The 16,156-nt window shown below is 71.7% G+C and carries 14 protein-coding genes, 1 tRNA gene and 1 pseudogene; 10 read left to right on the top strand and 6 right to left on the bottom strand.

All coding sequences use genetic code 11. The features are described from left to right. Positions 1-7: 7 nt before the first annotated feature. The 4 genes from ACZZ9K_RS14620 (at position 8) to ACZZ9K_RS14635 (ending at position 3,591) form a co-directional block, all read left to right on the top strand. Positions 8-556: a DUF501 domain-containing protein gene (locus ACZZ9K_RS14620; protein ID WP_027464495.1), complete on the top strand. Its 549-nt coding sequence runs from the start codon at positions 8-10 to the stop codon at positions 554-556. Between the two features lie 40 nt (positions 557-596). Further along, positions 597-2,072, top strand: a complete 1,476-nt coding sequence (locus ACZZ9K_RS14625; protein ID WP_463444441.1) for an NAD(P)/FAD-dependent oxidoreductase — start codon at positions 597-599, stop codon at positions 2,070-2,072. Positions 2,073-2,143: 71 nt separating this feature from the next. After that, positions 2,144-2,217 (top strand) — tRNA-Leu (locus ACZZ9K_RS14630). A 33-nt stretch (positions 2,218-2,250) separates the two neighbouring features. Beyond that, entirely contained in the window at positions 2,251-3,591 is a 1,341-nt protein-coding gene (locus ACZZ9K_RS14635) for a threonine/serine exporter family protein (protein WP_027464496.1), read from the top strand. A 67-nt stretch (positions 3,592-3,658) separates the two neighbouring features. Here the strand turns inward: ACZZ9K_RS14635 and ACZZ9K_RS14640 are convergent, their stop codons facing one another. The 3 genes and pseudogenes from ACZZ9K_RS14640 to ACZZ9K_RS14650 form a co-directional block, all read right to left on the bottom strand. Then, the gene (locus ACZZ9K_RS14640) at positions 3,659-4,678 is read right to left on the bottom strand and encodes a class I adenylate-forming enzyme family protein (protein WP_463444442.1); all 1,020 of its coding nucleotides are present in this window, start codon (positions 4,676-4,678) and stop codon (positions 3,659-3,661) included. A gap of 106 nt (positions 4,679-4,784) precedes the next feature. Beyond that, positions 4,785-5,354: pseudogene (locus tag ACZZ9K_RS14645) on the bottom strand (AMP-binding protein); the annotation flags it as partial. Between the two features lie 193 nt (positions 5,355-5,547). Further along, positions 5,548-7,926 (bottom strand): Ig-like domain-containing protein, encoded by a 2,379-nt coding sequence (locus ACZZ9K_RS14650; protein WP_463444443.1) that lies wholly within the window; start codon positions 7,924-7,926, stop codon positions 5,548-5,550. Positions 7,927-8,144: 218 nt separating this feature from the next. Between ACZZ9K_RS14650 and ACZZ9K_RS14655 the strand changes: the two genes are divergently transcribed. Further along, entirely contained in the window at positions 8,145-8,726 is a 582-nt protein-coding gene (locus ACZZ9K_RS14655) for a LemA family protein (protein WP_027464499.1), read from the top strand. A gap of 19 nt (positions 8,727-8,745) precedes the next feature. Next, complete coding sequence (locus ACZZ9K_RS14660) at positions 8,746-9,648, top strand: M48 family metalloprotease (RefSeq protein WP_138802687.1); 903 nt, start codon at positions 8,746-8,748, stop codon at positions 9,646-9,648. A 4-nt stretch (positions 9,649-9,652) separates the two neighbouring features. On the opposite strand, the gene ACZZ9K_RS14665 is transcribed toward ACZZ9K_RS14660, so the two are convergent. Further along, positions 9,653-10,936: a winged helix-turn-helix domain-containing protein gene (locus tag ACZZ9K_RS14665; protein WP_463444444.1), complete on the bottom strand. Its 1,284-nt coding sequence runs from the start codon at positions 10,934-10,936 to the stop codon at positions 9,653-9,655. A gap of 93 nt (positions 10,937-11,029) precedes the next feature. On the opposite strand from ACZZ9K_RS14665, the gene ACZZ9K_RS14670 reads away from it, so the two are divergent. Next, positions 11,030-12,289 carry an AI-2E family transporter gene (locus ACZZ9K_RS14670; protein ID WP_051596497.1) on the top strand — a complete coding sequence of 420 codons (1,260 nt, stop codon included), beginning with the start codon at positions 11,030-11,032 and terminating at the stop codon, positions 12,287-12,289. Positions 12,290-12,337: 48 nt separating this feature from the next. After that, positions 12,338-13,597 carry a threonine ammonia-lyase gene (gene ilvA, locus ACZZ9K_RS14675; RefSeq protein WP_232749655.1) on the top strand — a complete coding sequence of 420 codons (1,260 nt, stop codon included), beginning with the start codon at positions 12,338-12,340 and terminating at the stop codon, positions 13,595-13,597. 133 nt (positions 13,598-13,730) lie between these two features. Here the strand turns inward: ilvA and greA are convergent, their stop codons facing one another. Then, positions 13,731-14,219, bottom strand: a complete 489-nt coding sequence (gene greA, locus ACZZ9K_RS14680) for a transcription elongation factor GreA (RefSeq protein WP_017886739.1) — start codon at positions 14,217-14,219, stop codon at positions 13,731-13,733. 71 nt (positions 14,220-14,290) lie between these two features. Then, positions 14,291-14,782 carry a DUF4307 domain-containing protein gene (locus ACZZ9K_RS14685; RefSeq protein WP_051596498.1) on the bottom strand — a complete coding sequence of 164 codons (492 nt, stop codon included), beginning with the start codon at positions 14,780-14,782 and terminating at the stop codon, positions 14,291-14,293. A 19-nt stretch (positions 14,783-14,801) separates the two neighbouring features. Between ACZZ9K_RS14685 and mca the strand changes: the two genes are divergently transcribed. Both mca and ACZZ9K_RS14695 read left to right on the top strand, forming a co-directional pair. Beyond that, positions 14,802-15,692: a mycothiol conjugate amidase Mca gene (gene mca, locus ACZZ9K_RS14690; RefSeq protein ID WP_027464504.1), complete on the top strand. Its 891-nt coding sequence runs from the start codon at positions 14,802-14,804 to the stop codon at positions 15,690-15,692. Beyond that, the gene (locus tag ACZZ9K_RS14695; protein WP_017886736.1) at positions 15,689-15,994 is read left to right on the top strand and encodes a hypothetical protein; all 306 of its coding nucleotides are present in this window, start codon (positions 15,689-15,691) and stop codon (positions 15,992-15,994) included. Before mca ends, ACZZ9K_RS14695 begins: the two co-directional genes overlap by 4 nt. Positions 15,995-16,156 lie beyond the last annotated feature (162 nt).

Raw genomic sequence — 16,156 nt, forward strand, 5'->3', positions numbered from 1 at the left:
CGTTCCCGTGACGACCCCTCCCTTCGACCCGCCCTCCGACCGCGACGTCCAGGTCGTGTCGGCGCAGCTCGGCCGACCGGCACGTGACGTCATCGGGATCGCGGCACGCTGCGTCTGTGGCAACCCCACCGTCGTCTCCACGAAGCCCCGGCTGTCGAACGGCACCCCGTTCCCGACGTTCTACTACCTGTGCCACCCCGCGGCCACCGCTGCGGTCAGCACCCTCGAGGCCAACCAGGTGATGCCCGAGCTGGCAGCCCTGCTCGAGGACCCCGAAGTCGCCGCGCAGTACCGCGCGGCCCACGAGTCCTACCTGGCCGATCGCGAGTCGATCGAACACGTCGACGAGATCGACGGCATCAGCGCCGGTGGCATGCCCACCCGCGTGAAGTGCCTGCACGCCCTCGTCGGCCACGCCCTCGCCGCCGGACCCGGCGTCAACCCCATCGGCGACCTCGCGCTCGAGCGCGCGGACTGGTCGCCCTCCCGGTGTGCATGCCGGGCGTATGATGACGGTGCAGACGCTGGAGTCGGGGCGGGTGGCGGCGAAGTCTGACTCGACTCCCGCACACCCCCATCCAAGGAGATCATCCCCCGTGCCCAAGATCCTCGTCGTCGGCGGCGGTTACGCCGGTTTCTACACCGCATGGAAGCTCGAGAAGCACCTTCGCCAGGGCGAAGCCGAGGTCGTCATGGTGGACCCGCTGCCGTACATGACGTACCAGCCGTTCCTGCCCGAGGTCGCCGCCGGCTCCATCGAGCCGCGTCACGCGGTCGTCGCGCACCGTCGTCACCTGAAGAAGACCCGCGTCGTCACGGCGAAGGTCACCAAGGTCGACCACGGCACCAAGACGGCGACGATCACCCCGACCGAGGGCGAGGCGTGGGAGGAGTCCTACGACCAGATCGTCATGACCGCCGGCGCGGTGTCCCGCACGTTCCCGATCCCGGGCGTCGCGGACGAGGCCATCGGCCTGAAGACCATCGAGGAAGCCGCGTCCATCCGTGACCGCATCCTCAGCAACTTCCACAAGGCGGCGAACCTGCCGGCCGGTCCCGAGCGCGACCGCCTGCTCACCGTCGTCGTCGTCGGTGGTGGCTTCGCCGGCATCGAGGTGTTCGCCGAGCTCCGCTCCTTCGTCACCGACCTGCTGAAGAGCCACCCGCAGCTGTCCTTCGACGACACGCACTTCCACCTGGTCGAGGCGATGGGCCGCATCATGCCCGAGGTCTCGCTCGAGACCTCGCACTGGGTGCTCAAGAACCTCGCCGAGCGTGGCGCGACCGTGCACCTCGAGACCCAGCTGGCCTCGGCCGTGGGTGGCGTCTGCGAGCTCAAGACGAGCGACGGCGCGATCGAGACCATCCCGTCCGACCTCATCATCTGGACCGCCGGCGTCATGGCGAACCCGATGGTCAAGGGCACCGACTTCCCGCTCGAGCAGCGTGGCCGCATCCGCGTGCAGCCCGACCTGCGCGTGGTCGACGACAACGGCGTGATCGCCGACGCATGGGCCTGCGGCGACGTCGCAGCCGTGCCGGACCTGACCGGTGGCGGTGTCGGAGGGTTCTGCGTGCCGAACGCCCAGCACGCCGTGCGCCAGGCCAAGCAGCTCGCGAAGAACGTCGTCGCGACCATCCGTGGCGAAGCGACGACCGACTACAAGCACGAGAACCTCGGTGCCGTCGCGGGCCTCGGCCTGGGCACCGGTGTGTTCCAGTCCGGCAAGTTCGCCATGAAGGGCTTCCTGGCCTGGGGTGCCCACCGCGGCTACCACGGCCTGGCCATGCCGTCGTGGGAGCGCAAGTGGCGCGTCATCGGCGACTGGGTCGGTGGCTTCTTCCTGGGCCGCGACATCGTGTCGCTCGACGACCGCGAGACCCCGCGTGCCGCGTTCGAGGCGTTCGCGTCCCGTCCGAAGCCCGCTGCCGAGGCCCCGGCCGCGCCCGCCGCAGCCCCGGCTCCGGAAGAGGGCAAGGTCGCCGGTGCCGCCGGCCCCGTGTACGGCGAGCCCGCGAAGGACGTCTCCAACGCGGCCGAGCCGGTGACGGCCCCGGCCGACGCCAAGTAGCACCACTCGTCACGAAGGCGGTCACCCGTGAAGGGTGGCCGCCTTCGTGCATCGGTAGGCTGTTGCGGCCCGCCCCCGTGGCCCAATCGGTAGAGGCACGCGACTTAAAATCGCCGAGTTGTGGGTTCGAGTCCCACCGGGGGTACCGAACACCGCAGGCCCAGTAGCATCGACGATCGTGGTCGGACTCGGAAGCGCACTCGCCAACCTGCAGAACGCCCTCCGCCGACCGGAGGCCCACGTCGAGGTCGTCGACGGCGAGAGCGTCCCGGTCGGCATGCTCCTCGGCACCCTCGGAGCCCTGCTCCTGGACGCCGGCAGCTCCGTCACCGACGTCCGGTCGGCGCTCGAGAAGGCCCGGGACGCCGCCGGGGTCGGACCGACGCTCGCGATCGGCGTCCTGCCCGCCCTGGTGATGGTGAGCGAGGTCTCGACGGGCGCCGCCACCATCGTCAACGCCGAGGGCGTCGAACTGTCCTCCCGCCAGGCCGCCCGCGCCAACCGCGTCGTGCTCGGGCTCGAGAGCGGCTCCATCGCCCTCGCCGAGATCCCTGCCCGCGTCCGGGCCATCCGGGCCGGCACCGTCCCGCCGCCTGCCCTGCCGTGGATCCTCGGCAACGCCCTGACCTCGGCCGGCCTGGCCGTCGTCTTCCGCTGCCCCTGGTGGGCGATCGTCCTGGCGCTCGTCGTCGGCGGCCTGGTCGGCGTGATCGGACTGGTCCTCCGGCGGTTCCGCGAAGCCGTGGCGATCATCCCGTTCCTGGCCGCGTTCGTGTCGACGGCGATCGTCGGCCTGGTCGCCGCGGGCACCGGGTTCGAGCAGGTCCCGCTCTTCGCGGTCTGCGCCCCGGTCGCGGTCTTCGTCCCCGGCGCGCTCATCACCAACGCGTTGCTCGAACTCACCGCCGCGGACATCGTCACCGGGTCGTCACGGCTGGTGCAGGGGCTCATCATGCTCGGCTTCATGGCCGCCGGCATCGCGTCCGGCAGCGCCCTGACCGGGTTGCACGTCGACCCGTCGTCGGCCGCGCTCGTCGGCGAGGTCGCGGGGGTCGGCACGGACCTGGCCGGCTGGGAGTCGGTGCCGGCGTACTGGGTGTCGTGGGTGGCCGTCGTGGTGCTCGCGGTCGGGCTCGGTCTGGTCTTCCGGTCCGGGTGGCGCCTGACGCTCGTGTCGGTGGCGGTCATGGTCACCGCCTACGCCGTGGTGAGCACGACGACGCCGCTCTGGGGCAGCGTCGTCGCGACCGGGGCCGCGGCGGCGCTGCTGTTCGTCGCGACCCGGTTGCTCGAGCGGCTCGTGCCGGCGATCCCGGCGACGGTGTCGTTCTTCCCGGCGTTCCTGCTGCTCGTGCCGGGGACGGTCGGGCTGGTGGCGGTGGCCACCTTCGACCCGGAGGCGCTCGCGACCCCGCTCGCGACCTTCGTCAGCCTGTGCATCGGGACGAAGATCGGCGGGCTCCTGCCCGGCCTCTTCGCCCGCAACGCGCCCCGGCGCGCGGTGGACGCGACCAGCTGACGGCCTGGAGGCCCGTGGCGGCGCCGCCACGGGCCTCCAGGCCGCCATCGGCCGGGTACCGGGCCCGCTACGGCTCGATCAGCCGGCCGGCTGCTGCATCCGCCGCGGCCGTGTCCTTCGCCAGGTAGTGCACCTTCTTGCCGGTGGCGTTGTAGGGGACGTCCGTGACGAAGCGGTACCGCCGCGGGCGCTTGTACCGGGCGAGGCCCGGGTGGGAGCCGGTCCACTCCTCGAGCACGGCCGCTGCCTCGGCGTCGTCGGCCGGCAGCCGGTCGCCGGCACGGACGACGTACGCCGTGACGACCTCGCCCCACCGCGGGTCCGGCACGCCCACCACGATGGAGTCGGCGACCCCGGGGTGCTCCTGCAGCACCGCCTCGACCTGGACGGGGTGCACGTTCTCGCCGCCGGAGATCACCATGTCGTCCTTGCGGCCCACGATCGTGACCCGCTCGTGCTCGTCCCACGTGGCGAGGTCGCCGGGGTAGAACCAGCCGTTCGCGAACTTCTCCGCCTCGAGCCCGGGGTTCCGGTACGAGTAGCCGGACTTCACGGTGCGGACGGCGAACTCGCCGATCTCGGTGCCGTCCTTCGCCACCGTGTCGGTCGGGTCGGCCAGACGGTCCTCGTGCACGCGGACGACGGCGACGTCGTCGTCGGTCGATGCGCGACCGGTGGACCCGGCGCCGTCCGGGAAGTCCTCCGGGCGCAGGAACGTGTTCCAGAAGGTCTCGGTGGTGCCGTAGCCGTTGAAGATCCGCGGCGACAGCAGCTCCTGGTAGCGCAGTGCCGCGGCTCGGTCGAGCGGTGCGCCCATCGTGACGATGCCGTTGAGGCTCGACAGGTCCCGCGCCCGGCGTTCCTGCGCGTCGGCGAGCTGCACCAGGTTCGGCGGAGCGCCGATCAGGAACGTCAGGCGTTCGGACTCGACCAGGTCGAGCACCCGGTCGGCGTCGAAGTGGCGCAGCGTCGTGAGTTCCGCGCCGACGTAGAACACCGGGTTCGGGCCGCCGGAGTACAGGCCGCCGCGGTGGAACAGCGGCGACATGTTGAGCGTCTTGTCGAACGGACTGAGCGGGAAGTGCATGACCACGTCGTGCGCGCTGAGCACCTCGACCAGGCTCGGCAGGGGGTACGGGCTTCGGCCGACCGGTGGTGCCCGAGGTGTAGAGCCGGGTGGACTCGTCGTAGGTGCTGCGCGGACCGATCGCCGCGAGTTCCCCGGGGGAGAGGGGCTCGGACGCGAGCAGCTCGGCGAACCGGTCGTGGTCGCCGCCGACCGGGACGACCTGGTCCGGCCGGTGCGGCGACGACCCCAGCGCAGCGGCGATCGCACTCGTCCGCTCGGTGTCGTGCACCAGGACGGCGGGTGCGGAGTCCTCGATGATGAACGCGACCTCGTCCGGGGCGAGCCGGAAGTTCGTCGGCGAGAACACCGCGCCGATGCGGTGGCAGGCCAGGTAGAGCATCGCGAACTCGGGGGTGTTGAACAGCTCGACCATCACGACCGAACCCCGTCCGCCACCGTGCCGGACGAGCCACCCGGCGATCCGGTCGACGACGTCGCCGAGCTCGGCGTAGGTCCACGAGCGGTCCGTCCCCGGCTCGCGCAGCGCGGGTCGGCCGGCGAAGCGGTGGGTGTTGCGGACGAAGCCGTTGGCGTAGGTGAAGCTGCCCTCGAACACCTCGCGGAAGCGCGTCGCGTCGTAGTCGGACCGGGTGTCCGTGTCGGGTCGGGTGTCGGGTCGGGTGTCGGTCATCATCGCTCCTGCCGCGGTCGTGCGGTGCACACCGACCGTCCTGCGCGGGCAACGGTCACGAGGCGCCGCTGCACCGCTGGTCCGGTGCGGCGTGGTCGTCCGATCGTCACACTAGCCCGCTGTCCGCGAACCGGCCCGGATGTGCGTCTTCTGTCCCGGGGCGGTGCGGAGCGCCGCTCTGGAGGCCCGGCTCGGCTCAGACGCGTGCCGCGCGCCGGTCGGTGCGCAGCCAGACCAGGGCCGCGATCGCGGCCACCACACAGGCCGCGGCGATCCCGACGAGCAGGGCCGGTGCTGCGTGCGTGCCGGTCGTCCCCGAGTAGACCGCGGTCGTCAGCGCCACAGCGACCACCGCGAGCGCGACGTACCGACCGCGGGAGGCGGCGAGCAGCGCGCTGCCGGCGGACCCCGCGACGGGCAGCAGGGTCGCGACCACGGCACCGAGGCCACCGACGCACAGGGTGATGGCGAACTCCGACCCGAGCGACACCCAGAAGCCCCCGCCGGTGAGCAGGCTGTGCAGCACCCAGCCGGCCGCGGCGAGTCCGAGCAGGGCCAGCACCCGCCAGGTCGCACCCCGGGCGCTCGTGGCGATCCCGGTGCCGAGGCGGAGCGGGCCGGTCCCCAGTGCCGGGCGGCCGGACGGCACGAGGACGACACCGACGATGAGGGCGGGGGAGAGGTCGGCCGCACGGGTGACGCCGCACGCCACGAGCGCCGCGAGCACGAGCCACGGCGACACCCGGAAACCCACGGTGCGGTGATCGCTGCCGGCTGCCCACCGCGTGGCGAACACGACGGCGGCGGTCAGGACGCCGGTACCGGCGAGGACGGCGATCGCCAGACGGGCGTACCGGGCCTCGAGTTCGACGCCGACCCCGAGCAGGGTGCACAGCGCCGCGAGGGACACCGCGATGGTGATGGACGCCCAGGTCGGCAGGACGTCGTCGCCCCGTGTGCGGTCCGACCGCGAGCGGTTGCGTCCGAGCAGCGCGGCGAACGGCGAGCGGAGGCGGCCGCGGGTGACCGCGGCCACGAGGGCGAGCGGCGCGGCGATGAGCAGGAGGAACCCGGCGGCGACGGCGGTGGCGACCAGGACGGTCCGCCACGAGAACGCGGCCTGGATGGTCGGCACGGTGCGGTCGTAGGTGGTCGCCGCGGTCCAGTCGCCCGCGGGGCCGGACCAGTCGGGGTGGCCTCCGGTGCTGCCGACGCCGGCCGGGGTGCTGCCGGTGCCGGTGCCGGTGCCGTCGCCGTTGCTGGCCCCGTTGCCGGTGCCTGCTGCGCCGTCGTCGTCGTTGCCGCCGTCGCCCCCGTGGCCGGCGGCGTTCGTGCCGTTGGCGTCGCCGGTTCCGCCGTGGCCGGTCGTGCCGGGGGTGCCCGCCGTCGCGCTGGACCCCGGCGTCGACGTGCCCGGTGTCCCCGGGGTGCCCGTGGCGCCCGGCGTCGGTGCTGCCGTCGGCGCGGTCGTGGTGGACCACACCGTGACCCGCACGGCGGCTGACGACCGGGAGTAGTTGCCCGCGATGTCGTGCTGCGTCGCGGTGAGCTTGTGCCCGCCGGCGCGCAGTGTCGACCCCGCGGTCGAACACGACCACGAGGCGTCCGACCCCACCACCGCGCCGCACACCGGCGCACGGTCGACGTACACGGTCACGCGGGCGCCGGGTTCACCGGTCCCGGTCACCGTCGTCGAGCGGGTGCCGATGCGCTGGCCGTCGTCCGGTGTCGTGATGCGCGGGGCGGCGGGCGCGGTGCGGTCGACCGTGACCGTCACGGGAGCGGAGGCCGCGCTCCGCAGGTCGGACCGGTACCCGTCGGCCGTGCTGGCCGTCTGCGACGCCGTGACGGTGAACCGACCGTCCGCCCGGGTCCCCAGTGCGGCGACCCACCGGCCGTCTGCACCGACCCGGGCGGTCTGCTGGGCCGAGGACCCGGACACCGAGAGCGTCACGGTCGATCCGGGGTACCCCGTGCCGGAGACCGTCCCGCCGGTGGGCCCGGCGGACGCGAGGGTCGGCGGGACGATGACGTCCGACGCCGGTGCGCTCGCGACGGGCAGGGCGGCGGTGAGGTCGCGCACCGTGAACACCTGTTGCGGACCGGAGCGGACGGTTCCGAGGCAGGCCCACGATCCGTTCGGGTCGACCCGGGTCGTGCACCCGGACGAACCCGTCGCGGCCGGGCCCGTCACCCGGACCGCGTGCCCGGGGGTGCCGGTGCCGTGGAAACGGGTCGTGCCCGTCGTGACGTCACCCGGATCGGCGATGGTGGGCCGCACGGCGGGACGGGTGGGTGTGGGCGTCGGAGCACCCGGACGGCCGGTGTTCGGCGGGGCGATCTCGCTCGTCCCGGGCGTGGCGGTGGGAGCAGCGGCGGCCGGGGCGTCCGCAGCGGCCGCGACGACCGACGGGTCGCCCGCGGCGGCCGCGACGGCCGGGGCGGCCGCGGCGCCGAGCAGGGCGGCGACCAGGACCGCCGTCGCCGCTGCGAGAAAGGCGAAGCGGGGACGACGACGACGAGGGCTGTCGCCCCCGACAGCCCCCTCGTCCACGTTCTCCCCGCTCGTGTTCACCGGACCCATCCCACGGGATCGGCGGCCTCCGGTCAATACACCTCGCGGATGAGGTTCGCTATCGGGCCGCAGTCCGGGAGCCCGGTGTGCGTGACTCGGGAATCGGCCGTGAACACTGCGCACGGAACAGAGCATGCTCAGCGCGTCGATAGACTTCACGATGGCCGTTCAGGCCAACGCAGCACCGCGGATCCCGACGCGCAAAGGAGTACGCCCGCATGGACACCGGACTCGTCACGACGCTCATCGTCGTCGGAGTGGTGGTGGTCGTCCTGGTGATCATCGGGATCTACCTCTGGGTGACGTACAACTCCCTCGTCACGCTCAAGGTCCGGGTCGACGAGGCCTGGAGCGACATCTCGGTGCAGCTGAAGCGTCGCGCCGACCTCATCCCCACCATCGTGGACACGGTCAAGGGGTACGCCACGCACGAGAAGGCGGTCTTCGACGACGTGACGAAGGCCCGCGCCGAGACCCTGTCCGCCGGTGACGCCGACACGGCCTCCACCGCCGAGGGGCACATGCAGAAGGCGCTGAAGAGCGTGTTCGCGGTGGCCGAAGGGTACCCACAGCTGCAGTCGAGCCAGAACTTCCTGCAGCTGCAGTCCGAGCTCGTCGACACCGAGGACAAGATCCAGGCCGCCCGCCGGTTCTACAACGGCGGCGTGCGTGAGCTGAACACGAAGATCCGGGTGTTCCCGAACTCCACGTTCGCGAAGAACCGCGGCTTCTCCGAGGCACCGTTCTTCGAGACGAACGAGCCGGCGGCCATCGCCGAGCCGCCGCGCGTCCAGTTCTGACCACAGCGTCGGATCCGACGTGTACAGCGCCATCGCGCGGAACAAGCGCAACACCGTGGTCATCGTCCTGGTGTTCCTGCTGATCATCGGCGCGCTCGGGTTCCTCGGCGGGTACCTCGCCGGCAACGTCTCGATCGGCTTCGTCGTCCTCGTGGTCGCCCTCGGGTACGCGGTGCTGCAGTACTTCCTGGCTGCACGGCAGGCCACCGCCATCGCCGGTGGGGTCGAGATCGACCGCGTCTCCGAACCACGGCTGTGGCGGACCGTCGAGAACCTCGCCATCGCGACCGGCATGCCGATGCCCCGGGTGTTCGTCATCCCCGACCCCTCGCCGAACGCCTTCGCCACCGGGCGTGACCCCGAGCACGCGGTGGTGGCGGCGACGACGGGGTTGCTCGAGCTCATGGACGACCAGGAGCTGCAGGGCGTGATGGCGCACGAGCTCGGACACGTCCGGAACTACGACATCCGGGTGTCGACGATGGTCTTCGGTCTCGTCGTGGCCGTCGGGCTCATCGCCGACGTCCTGCTCCGCATCTCGATCTTCAGCGGTCTGTCCGGCGGGCGGAACCGCAACTCGGACAACGGCGGCAGCGCCAACCCGGTGCTGCTCATCGCCGGGATCGTCGCCGTCATCGTGGCGCCGATCGCGGCGGCCGGCGTCCAGGCGGCGGTGTCCCGGCAGCGGGAGTACCTGGCCGACGCGACGGGCGCGATGACGACCCGTCACCCGGAGGGCCTGGCGCGGGCCCTCGAGAAGCTCGGTGCGTACGGTCGACCGACGCAGACGCAGAACTCCTCGATGGCACACCTGTGGATCGCCGACCCGATGCGCCCCGGGGTGATGGACCGGCTGTTCTCGACACACCCGCCGTTGCCCGACCGCATCGCGCGGTTGCGGGCGAACGCCGACCGATTCTGAGCGGTCAGCCGACGCCGTCGGCGGCCGAGTCGCCAGCGGACTCGACCGGTTCGGGGGCGTCCGCGTCGTCAGCGGACGCGTGCGGCACCAGGGGTACTCCGAGGGCTCCGGCGACGGTCGCAGCAGCGGTGCCGCGGTCGGTCACCTCGATCGCGCCGAGGCCCTGCCAGCTCGCGGTCCGTCGCAGTGTGTCGGCGAGACGCTCGGGGTCCAGGTGCTCGCCCGGCTCCTGCCACGCGGTCCGGACGCGGAGCACTCCGCGCTGCCGGTCGCTCTTCAGGTCGATCCGGCCGACGAGCCGGTCGTCCTGCAGCACCGGCAGCACGTAGTAGCCGAACACCCGCTTCGGGGCCGGCGTGTAGATCTCGATCCGGTAGTGGAAGCCGTACATCCGCTCGGCCCGCCGCCGGAACCAGACGACCGGGTCGAAGGGGCTCAGCACCGCGTCCGCGGGCATCTGCCGGGGGACCCGAGCTCCCGCGTGCAACCAGGCCCGCTCACCCCAGCCCTCGACCCGCACCGGCAGGAGCTCGCCGGCGTCGGTGAGCTCGGCGATCGCGGCGGCCGTGTCGTCTGAGCGCAGCCGGTAGTAGTCCGCGATGTCCGCTCGGGTGCCGATGCCGAGCGCCCGTGCGGCCTGGCGCACGAGTTCGAGCACGGCGTCGGCACGCGGCGGGGCGGTCTCGAGGAAGCCTGCGGGCAGCACCTGCTCCGGCAGGGCGTACACCCGCTCGAAACCGGCTCGTCCGGCACTCACCGCCTCGCCCCAGCGGAACATCTGCTCGAGCCCGAGCTTCACGTCGCTCCACCCCCACCAGGGGCCGCGCCGAACGTTCGACTCGTGCTCCACCGCGCTCGCCCGCATCGGCCCCTCGGCTCGGAGCATGGCGTGCAGTTCGCGCCGGACGGCAGCGGTCCGGGTGACGCCGTCGACCCTGGTCGGGCCGGCGTCACGCTCCCGCAGGGCGTCCATCCGCCACCGGAACAGCCGCAGGTCGTCGCGGGGGATGAACGCCGCCTCGTGCGCCCAGTACTCGGTGTACGGACCCGAGCGTCCGAGCGTCAGCCGGTCGAGCGTCGACCGATCGTAGGCCCCGAGCCGGGCGAAGAGCGGCAGGTAGTGGCTGCGTTCGAACACGTTGACGGAGTCGATCTGCAGCAGCCCGAGCCGGCCGAACGCTGCGTTCAGCGCACGCGTCGAGACGGGTTCGGCGGGTGGTCGTCCGAACCCCTGCGCGGCGAGTGCGACCCGGCGGGCATCGGCGGCGGAGAGCGTCGACCTGGGCATGCCGCGACGCTACCGAACCCCGCCGACATGAGGGTCCACGAACGTATGCCGTATCTGGCACCTGACGGGAAGCACATCGCTACACTCGGGCGCATGGCATGGGGAAGCAAGCAGACACATCCCGACCCCGTGGTCGAGGAATCCGTCCCGGTCGGCGTGCGCATCGCCGGTGCGTGGTCGTGGCGGGCGCTCGTCGTCGTGGGCGTGATCGCCGTCTTCATCTGGCTCGTCACGGTCTTCAGCGAGATCCTCATCCCGTTCCTGGTCGGCATCGTGGTCTCGGCGCTCCTCGTCCCCATCTCGAACTGGCTGCAGCGGCACCACGTGCCCAAGTGGCTCGCCGTCGTGATGAGCCTGCTCGGCGGCATCGCGGCGCTCGGTGGCCTGATCTGGCTCGTCGTCGACCAGATCATCGCGTCCTACCCGTCCCTGCGTGACCGGACGGTCGACCAGTACGCGAACATCAAGGACTTCGTCCTGAGCTCCGGGTTCGGCATCAGCCAGTCCGACGTCAACGGCTGGCTCGACGACGGCACGAAGTGGCTGCAGGACAACTCCGCGTCGATCCTGTCCGGGGTCGCCAGCGCGGGTTCGGGTGCCACGCACGCCTTCGAGGCGCTCTTCATCATCCTGTTCACCACGATCTTCCTGCTGATCGACGGCAAGAACGTCTGGCGCTGGTCCGTCCGGCTGTTCCCGAAGAAGGCGCGGGCAGCGGTCGACGGCGCCGGTGTCGCCGGCTGGATCACCCTGACGAGCTTCATCCGGGTGCAGATCTTCGTCGCGTTCGTCGACGCGGTCGGCATCGGCCTGGGCTCCTTCATCGTCGGGCTCTTCTTCGGCGGCATGCCGCTGGTCATCCCGATCGCAGCCTTCGTGTTCCTCGGTGCGTTCATCCCGGTCGTCGGTGCCATCGTCACCGGCTTCCTGGCGGTGTTCGTCGCGCTGATCTTCAACGGTCCCCTCGCGGCTGTCCTGGTGCTCGGGGTCGTGCTGCTGGTCCAGCAGATCGAGGGCCACATCCTGCAGCCGCTCGTCATGGGCAACGCGGTCAAGGTCCACCCGCTGGCGGTCGTCCTCGGCGTCACCGCGGCCTCCGGTCTCGCGGGCATCGCCGGAGCGTTCTTCGCCGTCCCGCTGATCGCGACGCTGAACGCCATGGTCACCACCATCGCGAGCGGACGCTGGCGGCGGCTCGACTCCGACCACGTCCTCGAAGCGACGCCGAAGCGCGGGCAGCACGGGCAGATCCAGCTGCTCCGACGCCGTCGGCACAAGGTCGGCGACGACGTGCCGGCACCGGGTGTCGACTCGGGTCCCTCGGCCGAGGAAGACACCGCCAGCACCAACTGAGCGTCACACGAGTTCGCTGCGGGGGCCGGGAGCGACGATGATGGGGGAGTGACCGACACCAGCGCCTCCCCGCACACGCTCACCGCGATCCCGACCCTCGCGGACATCGAGGCGGCGCGCGAGACCATCAAGGGCGTCGCACGCGTCACCCCGATGGAGACGTCGCAGTTCCTCGCCGAGCTGCTCGGGTCGCCGGTGCACCTGAAGTGCGAGAACCTGCAGCGCACGGGTGCCTACAAGGTGCGCGGCGCCTACAACCGCCTGTCGACCCTGTCCGCCGAGCAGCGCGCCAAGGGCGTCGTCGCCGCGAGCGCTGGCAACCACGCGCAGGGCGTCGCCCTCGCCGCCCGCGAGCTCGGCATCCCCGCGACGATCTTCACGCCGGTCGGCGTCGCCCTTCCCAAGCTGCAGGCCACCCGCCACTACGGAGCCGACGTCGTGTTGCGGGGCCACTCCGTGGAAGAGGCGCTGAGCGCCGCGAAGGACTTCGCTGCCCACACCGGCGCCGTGTTCATCCCGCCGTTCGACCACCCGGCCGTGATCGCCGGGCAGGGCACGCTCGGCCTCGAGATCATCGACCAGGTGCCGGACGTCGACACCGTCGTCGTGCCGATCGGTGGGGGCGGCGTCATCTCCGGCATCGCGCTCGCCGTGAAGGGCATGGCCGATCGGCTCGGACGGCAGATCCGGGTCATCGGCGTGCAGGCGGAGAACGCTGCGGCCTACCCGTCGTCGATCACCGCCGGCGAGCCCGTCACCATCACCACGAAGCCGACCATCTCCGACGGCATCGCGGTGGCGCGCCCCGGCGACCTGAACTTCCCGATCATCCGCGACCTGGTCGACGACATCGTCACCGTCTCGGACGACGACACCGCCCGCGCACTGCTCGTCCTGCTCGAGCGCGCCAAGCTCGTGGTCGAGGCAGCGGGGGCCGTCGGCGTCGCCGCGATCATGTCCGGTGCCGTCCGCGACACCGGCCGCACCGTGGTGCTGCTGAGCGGCGGCAACATCGACCCGCTCATGATGGAGCGCGTGATCACCCGCGGGCTCGTGGCGGCCTCGCGCTACATCGGCATCCGCATCATGCTGCCGGACCGTCCGGGCCAGCTCGCCCGCGTCGCGCAGGTCATCTCGGACGCCGGCGCGAACGTGGTCGAGGTGCTGCACACCCGCCACGGCCAGGGCCTGGTCATCAACGAGGTCGCGCTGGACCTGTCGATCGAGGCGCGGGGTCCGGAGCACGCGCAGGAGGTCATCCAGCGCCTGCACGAGGTCGGCTTCCGCCCGGAACTCCTCGAGCACTAGTCCGCGACGATCCACGAGTCGTTCGACGCGTGGACTGTCGGAAATGCGGTGCGCGCTCTGGGCGCGAACGGCGGACAGACGGGAGGCCCGTGGCGGTGTCGCCTCGGGCCTCCTGTCGGTCAGTGGGCCGGGTCTACGGCTCGTAGCGCTCGATCTTGACGACCTCGACGGCGATCTCCTTGCCGTTCGGCGCCGTGTACGTGGCCTTGTCGCCGGCCTTGAGGCCGACGATGGCCGCGCCGACGGGGCTGACCGGGCTGTAGACCGTCAGGTCCGAGCCCTCGGCGACGATCTCGCGGCTGCCGACCAGGAAGGTGGACTCGTCGCCGGCGATGACCGCCGTGACGACGGTGCCCGGCTCGACCGTTCCGTCGAACTCCGCCTCGCTGACGGTGGCGTGCTTGAGGAGCTCGGTGAGGACGCGGATGCGGGCCTCGATCTTGCCCTGCTCGTCCTTCGCGGCGTGGTAGCCGCCGTTCTCCTTGAGGTCGCCCTCTTCGCGAGCGGCCTCGATGCGGCGCGCGATCTCGGCACGGCCCTCGCCGCTCAGCTCGTCGAGCTCCGCCTTGAGACGGTCGTGCGCCTCCTGGGTCAGCCAGGTGACCTGCGTGTCGTTGCTCATGTTCTGTCCCTTCGACCATGAAAAAACGAGACCGGCCGAGTGGTCGGTCTCGAGAGGCGAATCAGGACAGTCTAGGGAATCCAGCAGTCGTGGATCAAGCCGGTCACGCCCCGCGTCGTCGTGGTGACCTGCGTGGAGATGCTCCGGCTGCGCTGTTCGGACGCCGGGACGGTGATCTCCTTCCAGCCCACGATCGAGTAGCTCTTGTCGAGGACCTGCACGGCGCACTTCGCCTCGACGCCCGGGTCGACGGACACCTGCGAGTGGACGACGGTGCTGTGCTCGGACAGCACCTCGTACCCGATGACGTCCTGGTCGAGGCCGCGGTCGGACTGGTCGAGCCCGGCCCAGATCACCCACGCACCGAAGACCACGACGACCGCGATGGCCGCGACGATCGCGAAGAGGCGGCTGCGGCGCTTGCGGGCCGGGGTGCGGCCGTAGCGCTCGTCGAGGGTGGCGGTCTGGGTCTGTTCGGACAGTTCGGGGCTCCCGGGGTGGATATCCTGATCCCAGGGTAGTTCACGCGATGCTGTGCGCTGCCCGCGTCCGACGCCGCTCACCCGCAGTGAGGAACCCCACGTGCCCTACCGTCTGCTGGCCGTCCACGCCCACCCCGACGACGAGTCGAGCAAGGGTGCCGCGACCGCCGCGAAGTACGTGGCCGACGGGCACCAGGTGCTCGTCGTGTCCTGCACCGGTGGCGAGGCCGGCGACATCCTGAACGACCAGCTCGGCGAGCCGGCGACGAGCCGTGCGCACCGTGACATGGCCGGGTACCGCCGCACCGAGATGGCCGCGGCGCAGCAGGCGCTCGGCATCGACCACGTGTGGCTCGGCTACCACGACTCGGGGCTGCCCGACGCCGAGAAGGGCGAGACGGTCCGGCCGGGCACGTTCTCCACGGTGCCGCTCGAGTACAGCACCGAGGCCCTCGTCCGCGTCATCCGCCGGTTCCGCCCGCACGTGCTCGTCACCTACGACGAGAACGGCGGCTACCCGCACCCCGACCACATCCGCACGCACGAGGTCTCGATGGCCGCGTGGTCCGCCGCCGCTGACCCGTCGGCGTACCCGTCCGCCGGTGCCCCGTGGTCGATCGCGAAGCTCTACTACGAGCGCACGATGAACCCGCGCCGCTTCAGCACGATCTTCGAAGCCCTGCAGGAGCGCGACCCGGACAGCCCCGCGATCGAGCAGCTGCGCGAGTGGGTCGAGCGGTTCGCCGACCGGCCCGACCTCGCCACCACCCACGTCGACGTGCACGAGTACTTCGACCAGCGTGACGCCGCACTCCGCGCGCACGCCAGCCAGGTCGCACCGGACAGTGCCTTCTTCTACTGGCCGAACGACCTCCTCGCGACGGTGTGGCCGACCGAGGACTACCAGCTCGTGGAGGCACGCGTGCCGACCGAGCTCCCGGAGACCGACCTGTTCGCCGGGATCCCAGCCGACAAGGAACCGACCTCGTGAGCACCATCGCGGCGGCACTCGCCGCCACCCCCAGTCCCAGCCCCTCGGTCGTCCCCGACGTCGACGTCACCCCGGGTGTCGTCGGGTTCATCGCGATCGCACTCGTCGCGATCGTGACGATCCTGCTCGTGGTGGACATGACCCGACGCATCCGCCGGACCCGCTACCGCGCCGAGGTGCGCGAGCGGCTCGAGGCCGAGGCGAACGGCACCGCGGGCGACGGCACCGCGACGGACGAGCCGGAGCGGCGGGCTGCAGAGGACGGCCGGGCCGACGTCGGCGACGACACCGAGCGCGGCTGACGCGACTCCAAGGCGGACTGGAGGCCCGTGGCGATCCCGCCACGGGCCTCCAGTCCGCCTCGTGCGCACCTGCCGGAACCGGGCGTACCTGGTCGAATCGGGAGTACCTGGTCAGAAGTTCCGGCTGAGTACGCCCGGAACCACCAGGCATCGCACCCGTTC

Source organism: Curtobacterium sp. AC268 (genome assembly GCF_979258745.1).